This is a genomic window from Phenylobacterium sp. P4_E10 (assembly GCF_056401675.1).
In genome coordinates this window covers 132432-156581 of record NZ_JBFUIW010000007.1, presented here as the reverse complement: position 1 = coordinate 156581, position 24150 = coordinate 132432, and the positions used below count along the sequence as shown (strand labels likewise).

The window sequence follows — 24150 nt, the reverse complement described above, 5'->3', positions numbered from 1 at the left end:
GCGCATTCGCGACACGCGGTAGACCGGCGACCCGCAAATTGATTGGGCTCGGCGGGAAGTCGCCGGCGAGGCAGGGCAATGCCCCGGCCCTAGTCGCGGTCGCGCAGTAGAATTTCGCTTAAGGCTGCCCGCGTTGCGCTGTTGGTTGCGAGCACCGCCTCCAGCAAACGAAAGTCGACAGCGCCTTCCGTGGCAACCGTGGAACTTGGACTTCCTCGCGCTGGCGGCGCGTCTAGCTGCCCTAGAATCCAGCCCTCCCAGCGCGCGATCTCAAGCGAGAGGGAGGGGCCATCTGCCCGTCGACCCTCTACGACCTCGATCATACCAAGGAGCCCCATGAACGCGTCAAAGCGATCCTCCCCAGCGGCGTCCTCACCGAAGCCGGCGAGGAGCATCGTCATAACGATCGGAGCAAGCGCCACGCCGTGGCGCTCAGCCCAGCCGAGAATGGCGCGTGACTTGGCTAGACGATCTGACTGCCGGCGCTTGCTCTCCTTGGCCGCAAAGCTGACCCCGACGTGACTGTAGGCCTCTGCCGGATATGTCTCCGCGAGCACAACCCCGCAGTCCTTCCCGAGCAGGCTCGCGAGGTCTCCGTGGTATGGCCAGAGTGCGGCTCCAGCGGCAAGGGCGGGCCCGACGACCTCGCTCCATCCCGAGAGGGCACCGCGGCCGACCTGGTTGCCGCCTAAGGTCCAAAAGAGTGGGCAGGCCGCTCGGCGATCTTGTGTCGCCCGCTCGCAGGTGCGACGCAGCTCGTCCAGCGAGGCGACGCCGTGGGCGTCGAGGAGCGCCGACTGCTTCAGTCCGGCCTGAGCGCCGGCGGGGTAGAAAGGGCGATGCAGGGAAATCTCACCAGGCGAGCGTGCGACCTGGCCGAACTGAGACCATACTCCGTCGCCAAGGCATTTGAGCAGAGTCGGGAAGTCGGGCAGACCGGTCCGAGCCCCATAGCTGGCCGGAACTCCGATGGGGAAGTCGAAGCCGGCGACGACTGGCTCAACCTGCCCCGCAGAGATCAGACTGCGTACGAAGTCAGCCGTTGTCCCAACCTTGCGGACGTCAAAGATGCGCCAGCGCCCTTCGATCCGCTTAGCGGCGGCCACCCAACGCTTGTCAGCGGCGACGCTCCAATCGGCGTGGAGGAGTTGCATGTTTGAACCGGAGGGCGATGAGGTCATAGCGAGGCATATTGAGTGTGATCACTTCGATCTGAAACGCTCCAGTTAGGAGATGCTAGCAGGCGAATGTCTGCTCTCAGTTTGCGACCTGTACCGGCAGCGTGGTCTTTTGCGCCAGGTGCGGACTCCAGGACCGTCTGGAACGGGTGGAAAGCGGACAGGACCTGTGTTCCCATCACTGCGCTTGGGGGCTGAACGAATGAGAGTAGCGGCGCTTTTCGGCGCGGCCGCAATTGCGACCGCCTCGGCGACCGTGGCCGTGAACATCGGAGTGCATCCGCAGCCCCCCGTCTGGGACGAACGAGCGGCCATCACCACGCATTTGGCCTTGTGGATTGTGCTTACGGCTTTGTCTCTAGGGATGGCGCAAGCATTGCCTGCGCCTGCCTTGCCCCGGCGCCTAGCCACCCTGCCGGGGGTTGCCGGGCTCATCATCCCCAGCTTCTTTGTTCTGGCGGCGACGGCCCTCTCCGGCGGAATGCCGACGCCGGCAGTGGCGACCAAACTTGCTACGGGCATCGCGACCGGGGTCGGGTTGAGCTTTGTGTTGGCGTTCTTGAATAGCTTTTTACCGCCCAGTGAACACGAAGCGCCGGCTGATTCCGGCAGACCGGCGTACGCGGGCGCGCTCTTCGTCACAGCCGTAACAGCTCTGATTTGGGCCGGGATAACCTTCTACCCCAGGACTGCCGATAACGGCCAATTCCGACACTACCTTCGCCTGGAGCACGAGGGGCGGACGCTGACAGTCGGTGTCAAACGCACGATGCTCACTCGGGAGCAGCTCGGCGTCCTGAAGATCTCTGATCGAGCCGGCTCGAACGGATTGATCCTGGAGGAAGGCGAGTGGCGCTCCCTTATGGGCCTTTGGGTGCATGCTCGCGAGGCGCACACCGATACGCGGGCCAAAATCGGCACAGCAAACGATAACGTCCCTGGCGACCCTTCCAGCTTGAGCATCGAAATCATGCCGGCAGGGGCCCATCTCAGAATATCGTCGACACACGCGCCCACCATAGATTTTCAAGTAGACCGGGCAGAGTTCGACGTCGTCACAGCCTCGCTGGAGCGCACCCATCGAGACCTGCTGCAATAGGATGGATGCGGTCGAGCGCGACGTGTCTGCAAGCGGACCTTCAAGCCTCGCAGCCAATGTCTGCTGGCGGCGCTAAGCGTACATGCAGGCCCAGGAGCGCTATCGGCCGTCCTCGTTCTGTTCCTTCGTCGTTTGCTCGAACGCGGCAGCGACCTCCCGCACGAACTTGCCCGGGTCGTCGACATAGCTCGCCGCTGACGATTTCATGATCGCTTGCAGCAAAGCAGCGCGCGTGGCTGGAACAACCGCTCCGGCCTCATCGACTAAGCGCCAGTCATTGATCCGCGCCAGCTCGCAAATGGCCCCCACGAATGGGTGCGAAAGGTGCGAAAGATCCAAGCGAAATTGAAGCGACTCCACCCGACCGCCCTCAAGCCAGAGCTGGACGTCGTCGGAAGTCTCCTCGCCCCAAATTCTTAGGTCCGGGTGCCAGCCCTGTTTCTCTGGCAGTAGTGGCGCAAGGCGAGAGTTGAGTGCTTCGAAGTTGAGAGGCGTAGCCTTCACCCATGCTTCGTGTGCCTCATCAGCGGTCAGCCGAATAGGTTCGACGCTGGTCCTGGGCCTTCGGGGAACTGCGAAGATGGGAAACTGCCATAAAGCCATAGAGCCAAGTTGAAGGGCATCCGGCTCGTCCGCAACCGGTTGAACTGCGTCTCACCCGCAAGCGGACCAGAAGCTAGTTCTGCTTTTTGCCCACGAGCCTTGGTCTCCTACTGGCGCATTCGCGACCTCGCCGCGGTCCCAGAAGGCTGGAAACCAGACTGCTCGCAGGGCACCTTGGTCGTGTGGAAAAACTACCTATCAATCCGCTTGCCTGGCTCGAACCTGACCGCCGTTGGCTCTATGTCGCTTTGCTGGTGCTCACCCATTGTCGGCTCACCGAGAGCCGCGTCGCGGTAGCCCGCCACGTTCTGCTCGTTGATATGGAAATCTACGATGACCCGCGCCAAGGCGTGGGGAACTGGCTATTCCCGAATGAAGAGCCGCTGCTAGATCGATTAGGCGAGCAACTTCAGAGCATAGGCTCTGCGTCCCTAGGCGAAGATGGCTGGGCTCAGATCGTCGAGACGGCGGCCGTCTTGCGCGCTCATCTCGAAGCGAATGGCGTGGGGCGGCCCTTGGGTCGCGTCCGCTAGGGAGGATCCGGTCGCGACGCTCCGGCCAGCGGACCTTCAAACGAGTCCGCTTCCAGCCCCGCGGCAAATGTCTCCAACTGGCGCTAAGCGGCCGCACCCGCGTGCGGCGCAGGCGGCAGCGCCGGTTCGGCCAGGTTGGTTTGACTGCCGAGCCGAAAGACTTGGGGCTCCGCCCCAGGCGCGCTTCGCGATCCCCGCGAAGCTGGCGTCTCCGCTTGCACCCCCGGTCTCGCCGAAGGGCAAGGGTTCATGCTGAACCCCTGGCCTGAGTAACAAGACGGGAAACCTTTGGCCGGCGCGATCACCTGGCGAAAAGCTCTCGGGGTCCAGATTGCGCCCGAATCACCACTGACATCTGGGTACGCTCATGAGGCCCACGCCTGAGCGCTCGACCCCAATGTGACCCCAGGTGATTTGTGGAGCAGTCCCAAGGTGAAGAAACCTTAGGAGAAATGGCGCGCCCGGAACGATTCGAACGTCCGACCCTCAGATTCGTAGTCTGATGCTCTATCCAGCTGAGCTACGGGCGCGCATTGCCCTACGGCAAGGGCGCGGAACCTAGTCGCGGCTGGGGCGGATGGCAACCCGGCTTGAGCAGGAATTTTCGTCCCGGCCCAACTTTTTTCTAGAGGCCCGGCAAACGGCCCCCGAGACCCTTGAGAATGGCCCCGCCGAGGCCGGGCAAAGTCGGCGCCTGGGGCTGCTGCTGCTCGCGGGGAGCCTGGCCGCCGCGCGAGGCCGGGACCTCGTCGTCGCCCGCCATGCCGGCCATCGAGGCCATGTCCATGCCGAGCACGCCCGCAGTCTGGGACTTGTAGCGGACCTTCAAGGTCCAATCGATGTTCCAGGGCGCCTTCGGATCGGCCGGCTGAGGCGGGTAGGAAATGTTGGTCTCGCCGCCAAAGGCGGCCAGCTGGACCATCGCCTGGGGAGCGGCTTTGACCACTTCCTGCGGGATGGTGCAGCTGGTGGTGGTCGGCGCCATCAGCGCCTTGGCGCTCACCAGCCGGGCGAGGTCGGCGTTGCTGATGTAGTCCTGCATCGCGAAGGACGAGGCCTGCACCTCGCTGGACGACCACATGACCATCGTGCCGTCCTCGCCCGCGCCCACAGCGGTGGCGAGGTAGCCGCGGGCGCCGGCCACGGCGTTCCAGCCGATCTGGCCCGAACCGGTGGGGTTGGTCTGGTTCTTGATCAGGTTCAGCGGGCCGAGGAAATCCTGCTCGGCGGCCAGGGCGAACTTGATGTCCGGCGAGTAGTTGCCGCGGATCAGGTGGTCGCCGACCAGCGAGCCGGCGGCCGGCACCGAGGTGTTGGTCTTCGGATTCGGCCATTCGCCATAGGTGGCGTTGCGGCTGGGCGAGGGCGGCTGCATCGGGGTCCCGAGCTGAGCGGCCATCGCCTGCATGGCCGGCGGGGCTTGGCCTGCAGCCACCTTAGCGAAGTCGACGACGATCGGTTGGCCGGCCCTGGCGTGCTCGCCGCAGCCCCAGAAGATCAGCATCCGCCCCTTGGGCTTGAAGTCGTTGGGCATGACCGAATGGTCGGCCTTGCCGCCGGCCTGCGGTTTGGGGGTGGCGAGCGGCAGGATCTGGCCGGCCTTCAGGGCCGCCGGCGGCAGGTGCTCGGCGGCCGGTTCGCCGGTGGGTTTACGCGAAGAACCTAGCTGGAGGGTCAGGGTCTTCGACAGGTTTCCGCCCCCTCCTCCCATCATGCTGCCCATCGAGGGGACGCCGCCGCCCATGCCGCCGAGCCCCGTCTGGGTCCGGGCGCTCATCCAGTAGGTGGCGACCGGGCCCGTCACCTGCTGCTTGGTCTGCGCATCAGCGCCGCCGGCCAACAGGCTCGCGCCGGCCACCAGGGCCGTGGTCCTAACCCAATGCATGGGCGTCTCCTTTTGAACTCTCAGAACGCGGGTTTCTAAACACTACGCAACTAAGCCGTAGTCTGTAAAATCGCTGAGGGTTCGCGGAGCCGCGACGAGTACGACCAGGCCGGTCAGGCGACCGACGAGCGCCAATCCCGAACGCCGGGCCACGCCTGCGCGGCGTAGACCCCACGAGCGACCGCCCGGGCCAGGACATCAGCCGCAAGGGCGCCGATGCGCGTCACCGTGAAGTCGGCGGCCTCGGGAAGCGGCCGCCGGGCCGTGGAGAGCGCGAAGACCACGTCGCCGTCGAAGGGCGCGTGCACCGGCCGGATGGCGCGGGCCAGGCCGTCCTGAGCCATCACCGCCACCCGCTTGGCCTGGGCCGGCGTCAGGGCCACGTCAGTGGCGACGCAGGCGATGGTGGTGTTCATCCGGCTCCTGGGATCGGTCTTGGCCAGGCCCCACTCGTCGGCCGCGCCGGCAAGGCCCGCCGGGCCGAGGCCGCCGAACTCATCGCCCACCTCGAACGGTGCGGCCCAGAAGGTGCGCCCGTCGGCGGCCACCACCGAGCCAAACGAGTTCACGCAGACCAGGGCGCCGACGCTGATCGCGTCGGCGGAGACGATCGAGGCCGAGCCGGTCCCGCCCTTGAAGCCGCCGGCCATGGCGCCGTAGCCGGCGCCGGCGGTCCCGAGGGCGAAGTCGGCGCCGGCGCCGACCACCGCCGCGCGACCCAGGCGCCGATAGGGCGGATCCTCGCCCCAGTCGCGCGCGCCGCCGTTGGCGAGATCGTAGAGGATGGCTGAGGGCACCACCGGCGAGCGCGGCACGCCATTGGCGCTGACCAGCCCATAGCCGCGCCCCTGTGCGCCGAGCCAGGCCACCACCCCGTCGGCCGCCGCCAGGCCGTAGACCGAGCCGCCCGACAGCACGATGGCGTCGATCGCATCGACCAGGTTCTCGGGCGCCAAGGCGTCAGTCTCGCGGGTGCCGGGGCCGCCGCCGCGCACGTCGCAGGCCGCCACCGCCCGGTCGTCGGGGAGGATCACGCTGACCCCGGTGCGGGCGGCCTCGTCGTGGGCCTGTCCGACCTTCAGGCCGGGCACATCGGTGATCAGGTTGCGCGCTCCGGGCGCAGCGGCAGGTCTATCGCTCATAATCGGCATCGAAAGCAGGCTACGCATTTGTTGTCCACGCACGGATGACTATGGTGGCGCTCCCTTTCGCCATCGACGTGGTCTCGTGTTGTTGCTCAAGCGTTTTGCCGCCCTTCCGCTCGTCCTGGCCCTGGCCGCCTGCGCCACGACCGCCGTCGAAGCTCCCGCCCCGTCCGGATCCCCGTCGCCGCCCGCCGCCGCCCAAGGGCAGGTCATGGTCGCCGCGGCGAACCCGCTGGCGGTGGAGGCCGGCCTCAACGTGCTGCGCAAGGGCGGCTCGGCGGTGGACGCCGCCGTCGCGGTCCAGGCGGTGCTGGGCCTGGTCGAGCCGCAGAGCTCGGGCCTCGGCGGCGGGGCGTTCATGACTTACTACGACGCCAAGACCCACAAGGTGACCGCCTATAACGGCCGCGAGACCGCGCCGGCGGGCGCCACTCCGGACATGTTCCTGGGGTCCGACGGCAAGCCTCTGTCCTTCCCGGTCGCGGTGACCAGCGGCAAGGCGACCGGCGTGCCCGGCGCGGTGGCGATGCTGTCGATGGCCCAGGCCAAGCACGGCAAGATCGCCTGGAAGGAGCTATTCGGCGACGCTGAGCGGTTGGCCGACGACGGCTTCGTGGTCAGCCCGCGCCTGGCCGGCATGATTGCCGGACCGTTCCCGCAAGGCCAAACGCCCGACGCCAAGGCCTACTTCACCAAGACCGACGGCGAGCGTTACAAGGCCGGCGACGTCCTGAAGAACCCGACCTACGCCGACACCGTGCGCAAGATCGCCGCTCAGGGCCCCGCGGCCCTGCTGGAAGGCGCCCTGGCGCAGGCCATCGTCGCCAAGGTCAGCCAGGGTCCGCTGCCCGGTTCGATGACCCTGACCGACCTCAAGGCCTACCATCCGAAGTCGGGCGATGCGATCTGCCGCCCCTACCGCATCTATGTGGTCTGCGTGCCCGACGCCCCGTCCAGCGGCGCGGCGGTGCTCCAGGCCCTGGGCATCCTCTCGCACACCGACATCGCCGACCGCGGCCCGAACGACCCGCAGGCCTGGTTCCTCTTCGCCCAGGCCAGCCGCCTGATGTACGTCGACCGCGACCGCTACTTCGGCGACCCGGCCTTCACGCCGGTTCCGATCGAGGGGCTGCTGGAAGAGGACTACGTCGCCCAACGTGCAGCGCTGATCGGCGAGGTCGCCGGTCCCGCCCCCGCCCCCGGGACGCCGCGCGGCGCCGGCGCCCTGGCCCCGGACGCCACGAAGGAACCGGCCGGCACCTCGCATTTCGTGGTGGTCGATGCGGCCGGCAACGTCGTGTCGATGACCACCACCGTGGAAAGCATCTTCGGCACCGGACGGATGGTCGGCGGCTTCTTCCTGAACAACCAGCTGACCGACTTCTCGTGGTCGCCCAAGAACGCCGACGGCAGGCAAGCGGCCAACGCCGTGGCGCCAGGCAAGCGCCCGCGCTCGTCCATGGCCCCTGCCATCGTGCTGGACCGCCAGGGCCGCTTCGTCGCAGCGATCGGTTCGCCCGGCGGCAACTCGATCCTGGCTTATAACCTCAAGGCCCTGGTCGGGATCCTCGACTGGAACATGAGCGTGCAGGACGCCTTCAACCTGCCCAACCTGATCGCCCGCGGCGACAGCTTCGCCAGCGAGCCGGCGCGCTTCGCCCCCGGCGTGGTGGATGCGCTGGCCTCCAAGGGCGTCGTCTTCAAGGGCAGCGGCGGCGAGGGCTCGGGCCTGCATGGCGTGAAGGTGACCCCGCAGGGCCTGCAAGGCGGCGCCGACGACCGCCGTGAGGGCGTGGCGAAGGGGTTCTAACTCGGAGCTGTCATTTCGGTTTGCGCAGCAAGACCGGAACCCGCTGCGCCAGCGAAATGGGGCGAGGCCTCTCACTGGCGCAAGCCATCAGGTGTTCATGAGTCCCGGTCTTCGGCCTTCGGCCCAAACCAGGATGACACGGTTTGGGCGGAGCTAGGCTTCGGCGCTTTTGGTGCGACGGCGCCTCGGCGGGCTGAGCTTGGTCGGGGCGCCTGGCAGGCGCAGTTCGAACACCGAGCCCTGCGGCCCGGTCTCGGCCAGCAATAGGTCGCCGCCGTGGCCCTGGGCCAGTTCGCGGGCGATGGCGAGGCCGAGGCCCGCGCCGCCGGGGCGAGTCGATCCGGCGAAGGGCTGGAACAGCCGCTCGCGCGCCCGCTCCGACACGCCCGGCCCGTTGTCCGCCAGCCTCACGACGCTGGCGCCGTCGTCCTCGAACAGCGACACCTGGATGAAGCTGGCGCTGATACGACCGGACTGCTGCTCCACCGCCTCGCGGGCGTTGCGCATCAGGTTGACCAGGATGCGATGCAGTTGGTCGGGGTCGGCGGTGACCTGATCGCCGGGGTCCACCAGCGAAACGAGCCGCACGCCGTCCGGCGACAACCGCGCCTCCTCCGCCGCCGCCTCCACGGCCTGAGCCAGGGCCAGCGGCCGCACGTCGGGGGCCGCTTCCTCGGTCTTGCCATAGGTCAGCACGTCGGTGGCCAGCTTCACGGCGCGGTCGAGGGCGCGCTCCAGGCGCGGCAGGGCCTGGGTGACCTGAGGGTCCTTCAGGGCGGCCAGCCGCTCGGAGGCGATCTGAGCGCTGGTCAGCATGTTGCGCAGGTCGTGATTGATCTTGGCCACCGCCTCGCCGAGGGCGGCAAGGCGCGCGCGCGACTGCAGGGCCGCGCGCAGCTCTTCCTGCATCCGGTCGAGCTGGACCTCGGCGCGGCCGACCTCGTCGCGCCGGCCGGAGGGGGTGATGTGAGCCTCGGAATCCCCGGGATCGGCGGCGAAACGCTCCATCGACCGGGTGATCCGCTGCATCGGGCGGACCAGGAAGAAGTTCAGCGACAGATAGACCAGACCGCCGGCGATGGCCGAGACGAAGGCCATGATCGCCAGCAGACGCCAGAGATAGTTCTTCAGCTCCGCCTTCAGCTCGGCGTCGGGGGCCACCACCTCGATAAACTGGGCCTTGTAGAAGCGAGGCTCGGCGATCACCCGGACCATCCGCCCCTCGCCGTCCCCGAATAGGGTCTGGAACGGGGCCGAGAGCCAGGAGGCCGGCGCCTGATCGCGCAGGTCGACCAGATACGGCGGCTCGTCCAGCCGCGGGCCGGGCACCTTCAGGAAGCGGTTGCCGTCATTGTCGAGCACAGCGACGGTCTGGACGCCGGCGCCCTCGCGCAGCTGCGATGCAAGATTCTCGCTCAGCATCTGGTCGGGCGCCACCTCGGTCGCCATCGAGGCGAGTTCGGCGGCCCGCACGCGGTCCAGCAGCCACTGCTCCTCGAACGCGGCCAGTGCGGCCGGCAGGGCGATCGCGCTGGCTCCGGCGACGAACAGAATGGTGAGAATCAGCAGGCGCGCTGACAGCCCGCCCGGCCAGAAAAAGCGGCGCGTGGGCGGCTTCGTGGGCGCCGAGGGAGAGAGGGCGTCCGCCATGACGACTCCCCGTTACTTCACCCCGGACCGTTCGGCAACGCAGCGCAACCGCCAAGCGGCGCCGAATCTACGCTGGAGCCTCAATTCGCACCCACCGCCTCGGCCACCGCGCCGAAACCATCCGCCCGCAGTCTGGCGGCGAGGTCGCGCTTGATTCGGGTGACCAGGCCCGGCCCGCCGAACACCATCGCCGAGTAGAGCTGCACCGCTCCGGCCCCAGCGCGGACCTTGGCGTAGGCGTCCGCACCCGAGCCGATTCCGCCGGCGCCGATCAGGGCGACACGGCCGGCTGCGGCCTGATGGAACCTGGCCAACATCTGAGTCGAGAGGGCGGTGAGCGGCGCTCCGGACAGGCCGCCGGCCTCCCCGGCGAAGCGAGAGGCCAGCGCCGGGCGGCTGATGGTGGTGTTGGAGACGATGATCCCCGAGAGGCCGTTGGCGACCACCGTCTCGACGATAGCCTCGACCTCGCCCTCTTCCAGGTCCGGAGCGACCTTCAGGAACATCGGCGCGCGGCCAGCGACCGGCAGGGCGTCGCGGGCCTGCGCCAGGCGGCCCAGCAACTCCTCGAGCGCCGCCTTGGTCTGCAGGGCGCGCAGGCCCGGCGTATTGGGCGAGGAGATGTTGATCGTGAAGTAGGAGGCCAGGCCCCACAGCCGCGTCAGGCTGGTGACATAGTCCCCGATGCGGTCCTCAGCGTCCTTGTTGGCGCCGATATTGGCGCCGATGACGCCCGGACCGCGGCGGGCGAGCCGCGCGGCGAAGGCCTCGAGGCCTTCGTTGTTGAAGCCCATCCGGTTGATGACTGCCTGGTCCTCGGTCAGCCGGAACAGGCGCGGTCGCGGATTGCCGGCCTGGGCCAGCGGGGTGACCGTACCGCACTCGACGAAGCCGAAGCCTGACCGGAGCATGGGCCCGAACACCTCGGCGTTCTTGTCGAAGCCAGGGGCGAGGCCGACGCAGTTGGGCAGCCTCAGCCCGCCGACCTCCGTCGCCAGAATCGGATCGTTGAAGCTGTCCCGAGGCCCCAGGCCCGCGGCCAGGGCGCGGATCGTGAAGCGGTGGGCGTCCTCGGGATCGAGGACATGCAGGGCGCGGGCGGCGATGTCGTGCAGGCTCACGCCAGATCTCCCAACTGCGGGACGCCGTCGTCGCCAAGCGGCGCCTCGGTGACGGCCAGCACCTTGGCGGCGTCCAGCGCGCCGTAGAGGTGCGGGAAGAGGGCGCCGCCGCGCGACGGCTCCCAGACGAGCGCCTCGCCGAGCGCCTCGGCCTCGATCGCCAGCACAACCAGATCGACCTGGCCGGCGAAGTGGCGCCGAGCGGTCTCGGCCGCCTGGGCGCCGGTGGAGAAGTGGATGAAGCCGTCGGTCAGATCGACCGCGGAGCCCTCGAAACGGCCCTCAGCCGCCGCCCGTGTCCATTCGGCGCGGGACAGGATCTTGTAGATTCGCGCCACCGCCTCAGCCCCTCGGGAAGAACAGGCCGTCATAGGACGGAAGGCCGACCGCATCGAACAGGAACACCGCCGAGGCCGCGGTCGGGAAGGCGGCGTGGGCGCGGGCGATCAGCGGCGCGGGAGCCGAGCCCTCCGCCAGCAGCCGGATCGTCAGCTCCTGCAGGCCCGGATTGTGGCCGACGATCATCACCGTGCCGGACGTCTCGCCGGCCGCCTCGGCCAACTGGCGGACCACCCGTTCTTCGGCGTGATAAAGGGAACGCTCGATGCGCGAGGCCGCCTTGGGGAAGGCGCTCTGCGCCGAGGCCCAGGTCTCGCGGGTGCGCGCGGCCGGCGAAACCAGCACGAGGTCCGGAATCAAGCCGAGGTCCGCGAGGTTGGCCGCCATGGCCGCCGATTCCCGAACGCCGCGGTCGGTCAGTTTGCGGTCGAAGTCGTCGCCGCTTGCAGAGTCCCGCTCCGCCTTGCCGTGCCGCAAGAGAATAAGCCGATCCATGGATACTCCGCTGCGCTCCCTAGCTGCTCGTCGCGCCCCCGAGCGCCGCAGAAGTCTGATAGCGGACGCGAAGCGATACGCGAAGCTGTTGACACAGAAAGAGCTTGGCGGTCCAAGCGGCGCATGACCGCCATTGCGATCCCGACAGGCGAGACCGGCGGCGGGGTGCACCGCTTTCCCGCCGACCAGCCGCTGCGCCTGGACTCCGGTGCGCTGCTCGCCCCTCTGGAGGTCGCCTACAAGACCTATGGGACACTCAACGCGGACAAATCCAATGCGGTGCTGGTCTGCCACGCCCTGACCGGCGATCAGCATCTGGCCTCCATCCACCCGGTGACCGGCAAGCCCGGCTGGTGGGACCGTGTTGTCGGCGAAGGCCTGCCGCTGGACCCGGCCAAGCACTTCATCATCTGCACCAATGTCGTCGGCGGCTGCATGGGCTCGACCGGCCCGGCCTCGATCAATCCGGCCACGGGAGCGCCCTACGCCCTGGCCTTCCCGGTGATCACCATCGCCGACATGGTCCGCGCCCAGGCGATGCTGATCGAGGCGTTTGGCATCGAGACCCTGTTCGCCGTGGTCGGCGGATCGATGGGCGGCATGCAGGTGCTGCAATGGGCCGCCGACTATCCGCAGAAGCTGTTCTCGGCGATCTGCATCGCCGCGGCCGCGCGCCACTCGGCCCAGAACATCGCCTTCCACGAGGTCGGCCGCCAGGCGATCATGGCCGACCCCGACTGGCGGGCCGGCAGCTATGAGCTGGCCGGCGTGCGCCCCGAGAAGGGCCTGGCCGTCGCCCGCATGGCGGCGCACATCACCTATCTGTCGGAACCGGCCTTGCAACGGAAGTTCGGCCGCGAGCTGCAGCGCGACGGCCTCTCCTGGGGCTTCGACGCCGACTTCCAGGTGGAGAGCTATCTGCGCCACCAGGGCGCCAGCTTCGTCGACCGCTTCGACGCCAACTCCTATCTCTACATCACCCGGGCGCTGGACTATTTCGACCTCGCCGCCAGCTGCGGCGGGGTGCTGGCCGAGTGCTTCCTGCGCGCCCGGCACGTGCGCTTCTGTGTGCTCTCCTTCTCCTCCGACTGGCTCTATTCGACGACTGAGAGCCGCGACATCGTGCGCGCCCTCAATGCCGCCGGCTGCCGCGCCAGCTTCGCCGAGATCGAGACCGACAAGGGCCATGACGCCTTCTTCCTCGATGAACCGGCGCTGGATTCGGCGCTGCGCGGTTTCCTGGCTTCGGCCGGCGAGAAGCGGGGCCTTGCTTGACCGCCATGCGTGACGACTTCCGGGAGATCCTTCGCCTGGTGCGCCCCCGTGCGCGCGTCCTCGACGTCGGTTGCGGCGAGGGCGAGCTGCTGGAGCTGCTGACCCGGGAAAAGGCCATCGACGGCCAGGGCCTGGAGCTGTCCGGCGAGGGCGTGGCCTCCTGCCTCGCCCGCGGTTTGGCCGTGGTGCAGGGCGACGCCGACCGCGACCTCGACCATTTCCCGACGAAGGCCTTCGACTATGCGGTGCTGTCGAAGACGCTGCAGCAGGTGCGCGATCCGCGCCACGTGCTGAGGGAGCTGCTGCGGATCGCCGACCGCGCGGTGGTCTCGCTGCCGAACTTCGGCCATTGGCGGGTGCGGATGGACCTGCTGACCAAGGGCCGCATGCCCGAGACCAAGGCCCTCCCCGAGCCCTGGTGGTCGACGCCGAACATTCACCTCTGCACGCTGCGGGACTTCACCGCCCTGTGCGACGACTTGGAACTGAGGATCGAGGCCTGCGCCTCGCTGGTGCCGGGCAAGCCGGCGCGCCAGATCGATCCGGCCCGGGCGGTCGAGAACTGGCGGGCGGAAAACGCCCTGTTCCTGCTCAGCCGAAAGGCGGAGCCGACACCCACGCCGGCTCCGCCCCCGGGCGACCTCTTCGACTAGCGGCGGGCGGCGGGGGGACCAAACCGCCCAGGGGGGAATGCGCCGCTTTTAGGAGAGCCATCGCGGCTGCGGACGTCCTGCCGCAGCCATCAGGCTGAGGAGCGCCAGGCTCCCCTCGAAGAGGCAGAAGCCGGCCACGAACACGACCGGCGTCTCCACGAGCGCGCGGGGGTCGATAACGACCAGCGCCGCGCCAAATCCCAGACAGACCACCGCACCGGCCAGGGCGGCCCACGACCGCCACAGCGGCGGGCGCCCGTAGGTGCGGCGAGCCAGGCTCACCAACACCGCGCCGATCGCCAGGAGGCCTCCAGCCAGAAGCGTCATCTACTCAACTCCAGTCCGTCGGGGACCGCTTCGAGCGTCCCCCGACGCGATTGCACGAGACCTGCTTCGCAAGGTCTAGAACATGAACCGGACCACCACGCGGCCGTCGTAGGCCTCGTAGTCGTCACGCACTTCGCCGCCGCCTTCGACCGCGAAGTCGAAGTACTGGCCCTGGCCGCGCAGGGCCAAGCGCAGCACCGGGCCGCCGCCGGAGAGGTCCGGCGCGGCGATGCTGAAGGCAGGACCTCCGGCGACGAAGCGGGCGGTCGTGACGTCCACTCCGTCGCCGGCTGCCTGACGCCATCCGGCGGTCAGCTCGGGAACCCAAACAAAGGCGCTCTCCTCACCAAGGCGAGCCCCGAACGTGACACCCGCGAAGGCGCTTAGCTGATTGCTCGATCGTTCATCGACCGTGAGGTCCATGGCCGCGCCGCCGCCGCTTTCGGTGCGGTCGCCTTCCTTCAGCATGAAGTAGTCGGCGGTGGCCTGCGGCTTGACGAAGAAGCGGCCGAAGTCGGCGAGGTAGGAAAGTCCGGCGTGAGCGGCGACCGTCCAGCCGTTCCAGTCGGACTCCGATTCCTTGTTCAGGCCGGCGGTCGGGTCTGACAGGGTCCGGGTGCTCTTCAGCGAGGCGTAGCCGCCGTTGAGGCCCAGATTGGCGGTGAGGCCGCCGGCGCTGTCGCGCCAGTAGACGCCGGCCGAGAACACCTGGCCGCCCAGCGACTCCGCCGCCGAGGCGAAGGCGTCGTCGACATTGACGTTCACGAAGCTGGTCATCAGGCCGACATTGCCCAGGCCGTCGACGTGGGTTTCAGCCCCGCCGGCCAGGCCGAAGCCGTCGGCGTCGTAGTTGGTCGTGCGGTCGACGTCGCGCTTGACCAGGAAGGCGATCTCCTGGGTCCAGACGCGCAGGCCGTCGGCGGTCATCTGGCCGTCGCCTTCGTCGATGGCCCGGTTGGTGGCGTCCGAGGCCGCCGCCAGGGTGTGGAACAGGCTGCCGGTGAAGTCCGGCAGGAACTGGTCGTAGAGCCCGGCGAAGCCGGCGGCGTCGGTCTTGCCCAGCAGCGCGTCGCGGACCGTGGCGTCGCGGTCGAAGTTGGCGAAAACTGCGTCGTAGGCGGCCGCTTCTGAGTCGTTCAGCCCGGCCTCGGTCGCCGAGCGGCGGCGTACGTCGGCCAGCAGCGAATTGCTCGCGCCGTCCACCCGCAGCTCGGCCTTGTAGAGCCAGGGCGTGGAGCCCAGCAGGCTCTGATCGAGGGTCCCGGACGTCAGGGTCCCGGCTTTGATCAGCGTGAAGGTGGTCGGGCTGCTGAGCTTGGAGGTGAAGCGCAGGCCGACCTTGGAGCCGGTGGCCAGGTTCGCCGCGCCCGCCACGTTCAACAGGGTCGACTTGGCCGCGACCGGATCGGCGGTCAACACCAATTCGCCCGTGGCGCCGAGGGTCAGCGAGGTCAGGTTGATGGCGTCGGCGTTGGTCGCCGTCAGCCGGCCCTTGGCGATGTTGACGGTCAGGCCACCGCCGGCGTCGCTCAGGGCGCCGGTCATCTTGGCGCCGCCGTCGATAACCAGGGCGTCGGCGCCCGAGCCGAAGGCCACCGCACCGTTCAGAACGCCCGCCATCAGCTCCAGGCGCGACGGGCCCGAACCGAACAGCACGTCCCCGGCGATGGTCGGGGTGATGGTCGAGGACGAGTTCGCCCCCTGCCGCACCGTCGCGCCGCCGGTGTTGGCGCGCAGGTCGATGGCCACGGCCTTGCCAGTCACCGCCTGGGAGGCGTCGCTCGGGGCGATCGCCGCCGTGATGTTGTTGACGTTCTCGATCAGCTTCAGGCTGCCGGAGGCGTCGAGAATCGCCGTGGCCGAGCCCTTGGTTCCGGTGATGGCGGCCGAGATGACCCCCGAGTTGCCGAGGTAGTCGACGCCAGCCCCGGCGTCGATCTGGACCGCGCGCACGTCCACCGCCTCGGTGGACACCACGGCGGCCTTAATGCTTCCGCCCTCGACCAGGATCTTCGGCGTGCTGGCGCCCGCGCCGAGACGCAAGCCGACCGCGCCGGCCTTAACGGCGCTGGAACTCACCGCGCCGGAGACACGCACTCCGCCATCGATCGCGACATTGCCGCCGAGGCCGCCGAGCTGGATCGCCGTCGCGGCGATGTTGTCGTAGACGCCGGCGCTCTGGACGCTGCCCTTGATGTTCAGGCCGTAAGCATTGTCGCCCGTGCCGCCGACGCCGAGCCGCACGCCGCGGCCGTCGGACCCGACCAGGATCGCCGGAGCCGAGCCGAACGAGCTCACCGAGCCGGTGGTTTCCTGGGCGTCGGTGATGCCGTCGTCGTCTTCATCGGCGTCGTCCTTGTTGTTGTCCGCGGGCGGGGCGTCGACGACGATGCCGCCGAACACGTCGCCGCGCACGCGCACCGATGGGCCGCCGATCAACAGGTCGTCGGCGTCGAGCTTGGCGACGGCGGCGTCGGCGCCGCGGGTGGCCGAGCGGAAGCCCGTGGTGGTGATCGATGCGCCCAGCACCAGCTTGCCGCCGATGTTGTCGTCGGCGGCCACGCCGACCGAGTTCTGGCCCTGGGCCGTCACGGCCGACAGGATCGCGACGTCGCCGCCGACTGTGCCGGCGGTGTGCACGCCGAAGCTGCGATCGCCGGTGACGGCAATCGCCCCGGCGGTGCGCACCGACCCGTCGATCGCTGTCTCCACCGAAATGGCGGCCGAATCATTGCCCTCGATGGTGATCGAGCCGGCCGACTGGTTGACGCTGCCATGGAAGGCGGCCGGGCCCGTCACCCGGATGCCGAAGCGCCGCGCGCCGGTGGCGAACGGACCGTCCAGGTCGCCGTCGCTGTCGGTGTCCTTGAGCTCGGTGCTCTCGTCGACGACGATGGATCCGGCGTTCTTGATCTCGCCGGTCATGCCGCCCAGGGCCAGGATGGCCGTCGCGTCGTCGACATTCTGGAAGCTGATCGCGCCTTCGTTGGTCACGCTGTTGTTGCTGTTGAGCGTGATGGCGGCCCCAGCGGCCGTGGGCTTGATGGTCCCGGCGCTGGAGACCCGGAGGTCGTCGCGTCCCCCGCTGGTTGCGGTGGCGGTGGCCACCGGGGCCGTAGTGCTTGTCGAGACAACGGTTTCGGCCTGGGCCGCGCCCGCCAACAGGCAAAGCGGCGATGCGGCGGCGAACAGGACATGGCGAAGACGCATAATCACTCCAGACGGGCCTCACGACGTGGCGGCTGCCACAGACCCATGTTATGATGACAACGAGGCGTTACACGTCTCGTATGAATACGTTTCGTAAGTACTGTACATCGAGCGGTCAAGTGCGCATGATGGGTCGCACGGTTTATTCGCCGTGCGAGGTTTGAGGAGTTGAATCATGCCAAGGAGCGCGGTCGACCCTGCGCGGGCTGCAGTCACCAAGGGACTGCGCCAGGAGGCGGGGCGCTGGCTGAAAGCAGGACGCGAGTCGGCCGGGCTGACCCAGGCTGAACTGGCGGAACGCGTCGGCCTGCGCTACTACACCTTCGTCTCGCAGGTTGAGAGCGGCCTGGGCCGAGTGCCAATCGAGACGCAAGGCGCCTGGGCTCAGGCGATCGGCCTTGATCCTGCCGAATTTGCCCGCACCTTGCTGCGATACTACGAGCCGGAGCTCTTCCGGCTGCTGTTCGGGGACGCCGCTCAGGATGCGCCGGTCGCGCGCCTGGCAGGCAGGGGCTAGGGATACACCGTAGCAATGGACAATGTCGTCCCGTTCACGCCGCGGCCCAACGCCGGCGGTGGATGGACCGCCGCCGAGCGCGCGCGGCTGTCTGAACTGGCCGACCGGCTGGCGGCTGACGGCGTGAAGGTCGAAGTCGTCTACGGCGTCACCGACGAGGGCGATCCCTGGTGCGTCATCAAGGACGACCAGGAAGAGGTCCTGATCCACGTCGCCCGCATCAACGGCCAGTTTGTCGTCCATGACGCCTCGGCCGACGCGATCCAGGAAGGCGAGACCCTCTGGTCGGCTTGCGACCGCCTGCTCGGCGGCGACTGGCGCCAGAGCCGCGAGGACGTGGTCGTCTCGCTCAGCGCGCGCCAGATGCAGACCTTCATCGCCCTGGTCGTGGCCGCCGCCTTCATCCATCAGGCCGACGACGCCGAGGCCGCGGTTTCGCCGCACGCGGAAACCGCCGCGTCGACCGTGCCGACAGCTCTGGCCGTCACCGCCGCGGCGCAGGCCGGGTCGGAGGATCAACATCGCCAGGATCTTCTGGCGCCTCAGGACCACGGAACGAGCGACCCAGCGCCCGCGGCCGCCGGCCAGCCCGCCACGCCTGAGGCCCCGCCGCCCGAGCCGGCGCAACCTGAACCCGAGGCCGCCTCCGCGCCGCCCGCGGCCTCCGCATCGGTGGAGGAAGAGCCGCTCCCGACGCAGTCCAGCGAGGGCCTGGCCCTGACCGGCGGCTCCGGGAACGACAACCTCTTCGGCGGCGCTGGCGACGACACCATCGACGGCGGCGCCGGAAACGACAGCCTGTCGGGCGGCGCCGGTTCCGACCAGCTGCTCGGCGGCGAAGGGAACGACACCCTCGACGGCGGAACCGCGCCGGACGGCGGTCACGACCTCCTCGACGGCGGCGACGGCGACGATCAGCTGCTGATGACCGGCGGCACGATCGCCATCGGCGGGGCCGGAGCCGACACCTTCGTCATCCGCGCGGTCCCCGGTCACGACGGCTTACTGGGCGTGGTGCTCGACTTCGACGCCGCCGCCGGCGATCGGCTGGTGTTCCACGGCAAGGATGTGGCGGTCACCTCTCGGACCGACATGACCAACGTCCTCAAGGACCTCGGCGAACACAGCAACCTGCTTCCGCTGTCTCCGACTCCGGGCCAGCGGGTCGGGGTCGATCTGGACGGCGACGGTCGCGAGGATGGTCACATCATGCTGTCAGGACCGCGCCTGCCGCCGCCGACGCCGACCGACGCCAGCATCGCGCCCGACCTCGATCACCCGCCCCTCGACATTCCGTCGGCGAACGACGGCAGCTTTCTCTTGGGTTAGCCGGCGATGGCGGCCGCATCGCGGTCGCCGGTGCGGATGCGCAGGGCCTGTTCGAGGTCGAGCACGAACACCTTGCCGTCGCCGATCTTACCGGTGTTGGCGGTGCGCGCCACGGCCTCGATCACAGTCTCGGCAATGTCCGAGGGCACGGCGATTTCCAGCTTCACCTTCGGCAGCAGCTTCACCTCGTACTCGGCGCCGCGATAGACCTCGGTCTTGCCGCGCTGGCGGCCATAGCCGCGCACCTCGGTGACCGTGAGGCCCGAGGCGCCCGCTTCCGTGACCGCTTCAAGCACAGCATCCAGGCGGCTCGGCTTGATCACCGCGACGATCATTTTCATGGCGCTACTCCGAAAGCTCGAACCGCAGGGTCCATGTCCGCAAGCTACGGCCAAGCGACACCGTGTCCAAGCGCTTGTCTAAGATTGCGGTTCGGGCGCCCGCGAAACAGGCGCCCGATTGGCTGGGAGAGGCGACAGGCCCGGCCGGACGGCAGGAACCCGCACCCGCGAGGCCTTGGCCTTGACCGCGAAGGTCTCCTTCACCGCCTCGGTCAGCACCAGACCGGCGAACCCCGGCCACAGGCGCGAGCCCACCTGTTCGAAGCCTTCGGCCCAGCTGGCGAGCCAGCCGACTGGCGGCACATAGAGCGCCCGCGTCCAGCCGGTGGGCTCCAATTCCGCCTCGCGCAGCAGCTCGGCCAGCTGGCTGCGGGTGTAGGGCCGGCCATGGCCGAACGGCGTCTTCTCGGAATTGGCCCAAAGACCGTTGCGGGCGGCGGTGACCACCACCACGCGGCCGGTGGGGGCCAGCACCCGCCAGACCTCGCGCAGCAGGGCCAGCGGATCGGGGCTCTCTTCGAGCGCATGAACCGCCAGAATCCGGTCGAAGAAGGCGTTCTGGAACGGCAGGGCGTCCTCTTCCGACAGGCAGGCCAGGTTCGGCGCGTCGGCGGGCCACAGCTCAACGCCCTGCTGAGCCGGCATCGCCGCCACCACCCGCCGCGCGGCCGGGCGGATCGAGCCCATGAACGGCGTGGCGTAGCCGAGCCCGAGAACATCCAGGTCGCGGGCGTCGTCCCAGGTCTCCAGCACCTTGCGCGACACCATTTCGCGCGCCGCGCGCCCGAGCGGCGTGGCGTAGAACTGTCGGAGATCGAGGACGTCGCGACGCATCTGTGAGTGACTTAAGCTCGACTCAGGCCGCCGCCGACCCTAAATCGCCAGAACGCGGACAAGAAGGCCTGGAGAGACACGTGTCGATCACCGTCCATCAGTTTCCCTGCCTCTCCGACAACTACGGCTTCCTGGTGCGCGACGACGCCACCGGCCTGGCCGCCTGCATCGACACTCCCGACGCCAAGGCGATCCTGCGCGAGTTGGAAACCCTGGGCTGGAAGCTCGACCTGATCCTTAACACCCATTGGCACCCGGACCATGCCGGCGGCAACGCCGAGATCAAGGCCGTCACCGGCGCGACCGTCGTCGGGCCTCAGGAAGTCGAGCGCATTGGCCAGGCCCCTGACCGCATCGTGGCGGGCGGTGATCGGGTGATGCTTGGCCAGACCGGTTTCGAGGTGCTGGAGAGCGGCGGCCATACGCTGGGCCACATCGCCTATTTCGACGCTGCCGATCATACGGCCTTCGTCGGCGACACCCTGTTCGCGCTCGGCTGCGGGCGGCTGTTCGAGGGCACGCCCGAGCAAATGTGGACCAGCCTGCAGCGGCTCGCCCACCTGCCCGACGACACCAAGGTCTATTGCGCCCACGAGTACACCGCCTCGAACGCCCGCTTCGCCCTGTCGGTGGACGACGATCCGGCGCTGAAAGCCCGAGCCGCCGACATCTTCGCCGCCCGCGAGCGCGGCGAGTGGACGGTGCCGACCACCATTGGCCTGGAGAAGGCGACCAACCCGTTCCTGCGCGCGCCGCAGCTGGCGGGCCGGCTGGGCCTGACCGGCGCCAAGGACCACGAGGCCTTCGCCGCCGTCCGCGCCGCAAAGGACAGCTTCAAGGGCTAGAGCCTGTCCGGCTGCAACCGGCTCCACTGGCGGCTGTTATGCTCCAGGCCCCGCACGACCTGCTGGAGACGCCTTGGTCACGATCACCACCATTCTGTTCCTGCTGTTGGCGGTGATCGTCAGTGCTGGCCTGGCCCGACTGAGCCGGCTGCCGCTGGTGCAAATCGCGCTGGGCGCAATCATCGCCGTTTCCAGCGTGCCGACGGTCGATCTCAAGCCGTCGATCTTCTTCTTGCTGTTCCTGCCGCCGCTGCTGTTCCTCGACGGCTGGCGGATCCCCAAGGACGACCTGTTCCGCGACCGCGCCATCGTTCTGGAGTTGGCGCTCGGCCTGGTCATCTTCACCGTCCTCGGCGTGGGCATGCTGATCCACTGGCTGATCCCGGCCATGCCGCTGGCGGTGGCTTTCGCCCTGGCTGCCGTGCTCTCACCGACCGACCCGATCGCCGTTTCCGCCATCGCCTCGCGCGCGCCGATCCCCAAGCGGATGATGCACATCCTCGAAGGCGAATCTCTGCTCAACGACGCTTCGGGCCTGGTCTGCATGCGTTTCGCGGTCGCCGCGGCGATGAGCGGGGTGTTCTCGCTGAAGGACGCTGTCGGCTCATTCCTCTGGGTGGCGCTAGGCGGGTTGGCCATCGGTGTCGCGGTCACCTGGGTGATCAACACCGCCAAGACCTGGTTCAGCGCCCGCCTGGGCGAGGAAGTCAGCATCCAGATCCTGATCAGCCTGCTGATCCCGTTCGGCGCCTACCTGCTGGCCGAGCACTTTCATTGCTCGGGCATCCTGGCGGCCGTGGCGGCCGGCGTGACCATGAGCTTCAGCGAGCAGGGCGGGAAGGCGCTGGCCGCCACGCGGGTACGCCGCGCGGCGGTGTGGGACACCATCCAGTTCACGCTCAACGGCGTGATCTTCGTGCTTCTGGGCGAGCAGATGCCCAGCATCATGGCCCGGGCCGCCGAAACCGTCCGCATCACCGGCCATCAGGAGCCATGGTGGCTAGCAGTCTACGTGCTGGCGATCACCGCCTCGCTGGGGGTGATGCGGTTCGTCTGGGTCTGGGTCTCGCTGCAGTGGAACCTGTTCGTGGCGCGGCGGCGCGGCGAGCCGATTCCGCAGGTCAGCTGGCGGCTGGTGGCGGCCATGTCGCTGGCCGGCGTCCGCGGCGCCATCACCCTGGCCGGGGTGCTCACTCTGCCCTTCGCTCTGACGGACGGGACGCCGTTCCCGGCCCGCAACCTGGCGATCTTCCTCGCCGCCGGGGTGATCGTGGTCTCCCTGGTCCTGGCCAGCATCGCCCTGCCGCGGCTGCTGAAGGGGCTGGAGCTGCCGCCCGAACTCTCGCGCGAGAACGACATCGACAGGGCCCGGATCGCCGCCGCCCAGGCCGCCATCGCCGCGATTGAGAAAACCCAGCACGATCTAGCCGAGGGCCGCGAGGACGCCGACCTCTATATCGACGCCTCTGCGCGGATCATGGATCTCTACCGCCAGCGCATCGACCGCCGCTCCCAGAGCCTGGAGGCCGGAGCGCTCAACCGCCAGGTCGAGCGGATCGAGCGACAATTGCGTCTGGCCGGACTGGCCGCCGAGCGCAATGCGATCTTCCAGCTGGCCCGCGCCCGGCAGATCGACGATGCGTCGGCGCGCAGCCTGATCCGCGAGATCGACCTGCTGGAGTCGCGGTACGCCGTCTAGGTCGCGCTCGTTTGCCCTTGTCCGGGTTCGTGAACCACCCCATCACCAGTCAGGCGCCGCCCCCAAGGAGCCCGATTGATGCGCGACGACCTCGGCGATCTCGCCTTCCGCTCGCTCGACTCGCTGGAAGGCGCGCCCGACCCGGAAGCTCAGGCGCGGCTGCGGCGCGAGAGCTTCACGGCCAAGACCCGGCGCTATGCGCCCGGCGTGATCATCGCCGGCCTGGTGGCGCTGGCCGCCCAGTGGCTCTCCGAGCACTACACCGCCCCGGTCATGCTGTTCGCCCTGCTGCTGGGCATCGCCGTGAACTTCACCGGAGATGATCCGCGCTGCCGGCCCGGCATCGATTTCGCGGCCCGCCAGATCCTGCGGGTCGGGGTGGCGCTGCTGGGCGTGCGCATCACCCTCGATCAGGTCCGCTCGGTCGGCCTCGACACTCTGCTGCTCACCGCCGGCGCGGTGGTCGTGACCATTCTGGTCGGGGTCGGCATGGCCCGCACCATGAAGCTGAGCGGGCGGCTCGGCGTGCTGATGGGCGGGGCGGTCGCCATCTGCGGCGCCTCCGCCGCCCTGGCCATCGCCTCGGTGCTGCCGCGAAGCAAGACCCATGAGCGCGACGTGGTGCTGACCGTGGTCGGGGTGACCACGCTCTCGACCCTCGCCATGGTGCTCTATCCGACCTTGGCCGGGCTGCTGCACTTCAGCGACCGGACCGCCGGGGTGTTCTTCGGGGCCACCATCCATGACGTCGCCCAGGTGGTCGGGGCCGGCTACGGCGTCTCGGTCGAGGCCGGCGACATCGCCACGATCGTCAAGCTGTTCCGGGTCGCTTTGCTGCTGCCGGCGGTCGTGGTCATCTCGCTGATCTACCGGGGCGCTGCCGAGCCGCAGGCCAAACGCCCGCCGCTGATTCCGATGTTCCTGGTCGCCTTCGTAGCGTTGGTGGCGATCAACTCGACCGGCTACGTAACCGACGCCATTCGCCAACCGCTGGAGAGCGCCTCGCGTTGGTGCCTGGTCACCGCCATCGCCGCCCTGGGGGCCAAGACCGCGCTCGGCGACCTGGCCAAGGTCGGCTGGCGGCCTATCTTGGTGCTGGTCGGCTCAACGCTGTTCGTGGCGACGTTCGTGCTCGCCGGCCTGGCGCTGCTCGGCGGACTCTAGACCCTTTCCGGTTCCGGTGAACTCACCTGAACCGGACAAAATGGGTCGATCTGCAAAAGTTTAGAGCGTGGCGGTCGCTTCAACCGGCCTCCACTTGA

Annotated in this window: 22 protein-coding genes and 1 tRNA gene; 10 read left to right on the top strand and 13 right to left on the bottom strand. The window is 68.6% G+C overall.

All coding sequences use genetic code 11. From position 1 onward, the window contains the following. Positions 1-89 precede the first annotated feature (89 nt). A complete protein-coding gene (locus tag AC1DQJ_RS10640) occupies positions 90-1154 on the bottom strand; it encodes a hypothetical protein (RefSeq protein ID WP_477602996.1) in 1065 nt (354 codons plus the stop codon). A gap of 226 nt (positions 1155-1380) precedes the next feature. Between AC1DQJ_RS10640 and AC1DQJ_RS10635 the strand changes: the two genes are divergently transcribed. Continuing rightward, a complete protein-coding gene (locus AC1DQJ_RS10635; protein WP_477602994.1) occupies positions 1381-2277 on the top strand; it encodes a hypothetical protein in 897 nt (298 codons plus the stop codon). Between the two features lie 99 nt (positions 2278-2376). Here the strand turns inward: AC1DQJ_RS10635 and AC1DQJ_RS10630 are convergent, their stop codons facing one another. Beyond that, a complete protein-coding gene (locus AC1DQJ_RS10630; protein WP_477602992.1) occupies positions 2377-2781 on the bottom strand; it encodes a hypothetical protein in 405 nt (134 codons plus the stop codon). Positions 2782-3062: 281 nt separating this feature from the next. Between AC1DQJ_RS10630 and AC1DQJ_RS10625 the strand changes: the two genes are divergently transcribed. Further along, a complete protein-coding gene (locus AC1DQJ_RS10625) occupies positions 3063-3413 on the top strand; it encodes a hypothetical protein (RefSeq protein ID WP_477602990.1) in 351 nt (116 codons plus the stop codon). A 453-nt stretch (positions 3414-3866) separates the two neighbouring features. Here AC1DQJ_RS10625 and AC1DQJ_RS10620 read toward each other — a convergent pair. From AC1DQJ_RS10620 to AC1DQJ_RS10610, 3 genes are all read right to left on the bottom strand, one after another. Beyond that, positions 3867-3943 (bottom strand) — tRNA-Arg (locus AC1DQJ_RS10620). Positions 3944-4038: 95 nt separating this feature from the next. Continuing rightward, complete coding sequence (locus AC1DQJ_RS10615) at positions 4039-5298, bottom strand: hypothetical protein (protein WP_477602988.1); 1260 nt, start codon at positions 5296-5298, stop codon at positions 4039-4041. 113 nt (positions 5299-5411) lie between these two features. Continuing rightward, entirely contained in the window at positions 5412-6440 is a 1029-nt protein-coding gene (locus AC1DQJ_RS10610) for a P1 family peptidase (protein ID WP_477602986.1), read from the bottom strand. Between the two features lie 91 nt (positions 6441-6531). Here AC1DQJ_RS10610 and ggt point away from each other — a divergent pair, with 91 nt between their 5' ends. Beyond that, positions 6532-8253, top strand: a complete 1722-nt coding sequence (gene ggt / locus AC1DQJ_RS10605) for a gamma-glutamyltransferase (protein ID WP_477602984.1) — start codon at positions 6532-6534, stop codon at positions 8251-8253. 153 nt (positions 8254-8406) lie between these two features. Here ggt and AC1DQJ_RS10600 read toward each other — a convergent pair whose 3' ends face one another. The 4 genes from AC1DQJ_RS10600 to AC1DQJ_RS10585 form a co-directional block, all read right to left on the bottom strand. Beyond that, entirely contained in the window at positions 8407-9903 is a 1497-nt protein-coding gene (locus tag AC1DQJ_RS10600; protein WP_477602982.1) for a sensor histidine kinase, read from the bottom strand. A gap of 80 nt (positions 9904-9983) precedes the next feature. Further along, complete coding sequence (locus tag AC1DQJ_RS10595; protein ID WP_477602980.1) at positions 9984-11024, bottom strand: quinone-dependent dihydroorotate dehydrogenase; 1041 nt, start codon at positions 11022-11024, stop codon at positions 9984-9986. Continuing rightward, positions 11021-11362 carry a DUF952 domain-containing protein gene (locus AC1DQJ_RS10590; protein WP_477602978.1) on the bottom strand — a complete coding sequence of 114 codons (342 nt, stop codon included), beginning with the start codon at positions 11360-11362 and terminating at the stop codon, positions 11021-11023. Before AC1DQJ_RS10590 ends, AC1DQJ_RS10595 begins: the two co-directional genes overlap by 4 nt. 4 nt (positions 11363-11366) lie before the next feature. Continuing rightward, positions 11367-11858: a SixA phosphatase family protein gene (locus tag AC1DQJ_RS10585; protein WP_477602976.1), complete on the bottom strand. Its 492-nt coding sequence runs from the start codon at positions 11856-11858 to the stop codon at positions 11367-11369. Between the two features lie 123 nt (positions 11859-11981). Between AC1DQJ_RS10585 and metX the strand changes: the two genes are divergently transcribed. After that, positions 11982-13133, top strand: a complete 1152-nt coding sequence (gene metX, locus AC1DQJ_RS10580) for a homoserine O-acetyltransferase MetX (protein WP_477602974.1) — start codon at positions 11982-11984, stop codon at positions 13131-13133. Between the two features lie 5 nt (positions 13134-13138). After that, positions 13139-13786, top strand: a complete 648-nt coding sequence (gene metW / locus AC1DQJ_RS10575; protein WP_477603108.1) for a methionine biosynthesis protein MetW — start codon at positions 13139-13141, stop codon at positions 13784-13786. Between the two features lie 48 nt (positions 13787-13834). Here metW and AC1DQJ_RS10570 read toward each other — a convergent pair whose 3' ends face one another. Continuing rightward, positions 13835-14113 carry a hypothetical protein gene (locus tag AC1DQJ_RS10570; RefSeq protein WP_477602972.1) on the bottom strand — a complete coding sequence of 93 codons (279 nt, stop codon included), beginning with the start codon at positions 14111-14113 and terminating at the stop codon, positions 13835-13837. Positions 14114-14188: 75 nt separating this feature from the next. Then, entirely contained in the window at positions 14189-17323 is a 3135-nt protein-coding gene (locus AC1DQJ_RS10565) for an autotransporter outer membrane beta-barrel domain-containing protein (protein WP_477602970.1), read from the bottom strand. A 175-nt stretch (positions 17324-17498) separates the two neighbouring features. Between AC1DQJ_RS10565 and AC1DQJ_RS10560 the strand changes: the two genes are divergently transcribed. Next, positions 17499-17840, top strand: coding sequence for a helix-turn-helix domain-containing protein (locus tag AC1DQJ_RS10560; RefSeq protein WP_477602968.1), 342 nt, complete (start codon positions 17499-17501; stop codon positions 17838-17840). 15 nt (positions 17841-17855) lie between these two features. Further along, entirely contained in the window at positions 17856-19169 is a 1314-nt protein-coding gene (locus AC1DQJ_RS10555) for a hypothetical protein (RefSeq protein ID WP_477602966.1), read from the top strand. Here AC1DQJ_RS10555 and AC1DQJ_RS10550 read toward each other — a convergent pair. Together AC1DQJ_RS10550 and AC1DQJ_RS10545 are read right to left on the bottom strand one after the other, a co-directional pair. Continuing rightward, entirely contained in the window at positions 19166-19510 is a 345-nt protein-coding gene (locus AC1DQJ_RS10550) for a P-II family nitrogen regulator (RefSeq protein WP_477602964.1), read from the bottom strand. The genes AC1DQJ_RS10555 and AC1DQJ_RS10550 overlap by 4 nt on opposite strands. 78 nt (positions 19511-19588) lie before the next feature. After that, positions 19589-20344 (bottom strand): class I SAM-dependent methyltransferase, encoded by a 756-nt coding sequence (locus AC1DQJ_RS10545; RefSeq protein WP_477602962.1) that lies wholly within the window; start codon positions 20342-20344, stop codon positions 19589-19591. Positions 20345-20424: 80 nt separating this feature from the next. On the opposite strand from AC1DQJ_RS10545, the gene gloB reads away from it, so the two are divergent. From gloB to AC1DQJ_RS10530, 3 genes are all read left to right on the top strand, one after another. After that, entirely contained in the window at positions 20425-21189 is a 765-nt protein-coding gene (gloB, locus tag AC1DQJ_RS10540) for a hydroxyacylglutathione hydrolase (protein ID WP_477602960.1), read from the top strand. Between the two features lie 73 nt (positions 21190-21262). Continuing rightward, the gene (locus AC1DQJ_RS10535; protein ID WP_477602958.1) at positions 21263-22888 is read left to right on the top strand and encodes a Na+/H+ antiporter; all 1626 of its coding nucleotides are present in this window, start codon (positions 21263-21265) and stop codon (positions 22886-22888) included. Positions 22889-22966: 78 nt separating this feature from the next. Next, positions 22967-24052, top strand: coding sequence for a YeiH family protein (locus tag AC1DQJ_RS10530; RefSeq protein ID WP_477602956.1), 1086 nt, complete (start codon positions 22967-22969; stop codon positions 24050-24052). Positions 24053-24150 lie beyond the last annotated feature (98 nt).

Bases quoted from the DNA above. Each gene is read 5' to 3' on its own strand.
- AC1DQJ_RS10640 (WP_477602996.1), bottom strand. From the start codon at position 1,154: ATGCAACTCCTCCACGCCGATTGGAGCGTCGCCGCTGACAAGCGTTGG.
- AC1DQJ_RS10635 (WP_477602994.1), top strand. From the start codon at position 1,381: ATGAGAGTAGCGGCGCTTTTCGGCGCGGCCGCAATTGCGACCGCCTCG.
- AC1DQJ_RS10615 (WP_477602988.1), bottom strand. From the start codon at position 5,298: ATGCATTGGGTTAGGACCACGGCCCTGGTGGCCGGCGCGAGCCTGTTG.
- AC1DQJ_RS10610 (WP_477602986.1), bottom strand. From the start codon at position 6,440: ATGAGCGATAGACCTGCCGCTGCGCCCGGAGCGCGCAACCTGATCACC.
- AC1DQJ_RS10600 (WP_477602982.1), bottom strand. From the start codon at position 9,903: ATGGCGGACGCCCTCTCTCCCTCGGCGCCCACGAAGCCGCCCACGCGC.
- AC1DQJ_RS10585 (WP_477602976.1), bottom strand. From the start codon at position 11,858: ATGGATCGGCTTATTCTCTTGCGGCACGGCAAGGCGGAGCGGGACTCT.
- metX (WP_477602974.1), top strand. From the start codon at position 11,982: ATGACCGCCATTGCGATCCCGACAGGCGAGACCGGCGGCGGGGTGCAC.
- metW (WP_477603108.1), top strand. From the start codon at position 13,139: ATGCGTGACGACTTCCGGGAGATCCTTCGCCTGGTGCGCCCCCGTGCG.
- AC1DQJ_RS10570 (WP_477602972.1), bottom strand. From the start codon at position 14,113: ATGACGCTTCTGGCTGGAGGCCTCCTGGCGATCGGCGCGGTGTTGGTG.
- AC1DQJ_RS10565 (WP_477602970.1), bottom strand. From the start codon at position 17,323: ATGCGTCTTCGCCATGTCCTGTTCGCCGCCGCATCGCCGCTTTGCCTG.
- AC1DQJ_RS10560 (WP_477602968.1), top strand. From the start codon at position 17,499: ATGCCAAGGAGCGCGGTCGACCCTGCGCGGGCTGCAGTCACCAAGGGA.
- AC1DQJ_RS10555 (WP_477602966.1), top strand. From the start codon at position 17,856: ATGGACAATGTCGTCCCGTTCACGCCGCGGCCCAACGCCGGCGGTGGA.
- AC1DQJ_RS10550 (WP_477602964.1), bottom strand. From the start codon at position 19,510: ATGAAAATGATCGTCGCGGTGATCAAGCCGAGCCGCCTGGATGCTGTG.
- AC1DQJ_RS10545 (WP_477602962.1), bottom strand. From the start codon at position 20,344: ATGCGTCGCGACGTCCTCGATCTCCGACAGTTCTACGCCACGCCGCTC.
- AC1DQJ_RS10530 (WP_477602956.1), top strand. From the start codon at position 22,967: ATGCGCGACGACCTCGGCGATCTCGCCTTCCGCTCGCTCGACTCGCTG.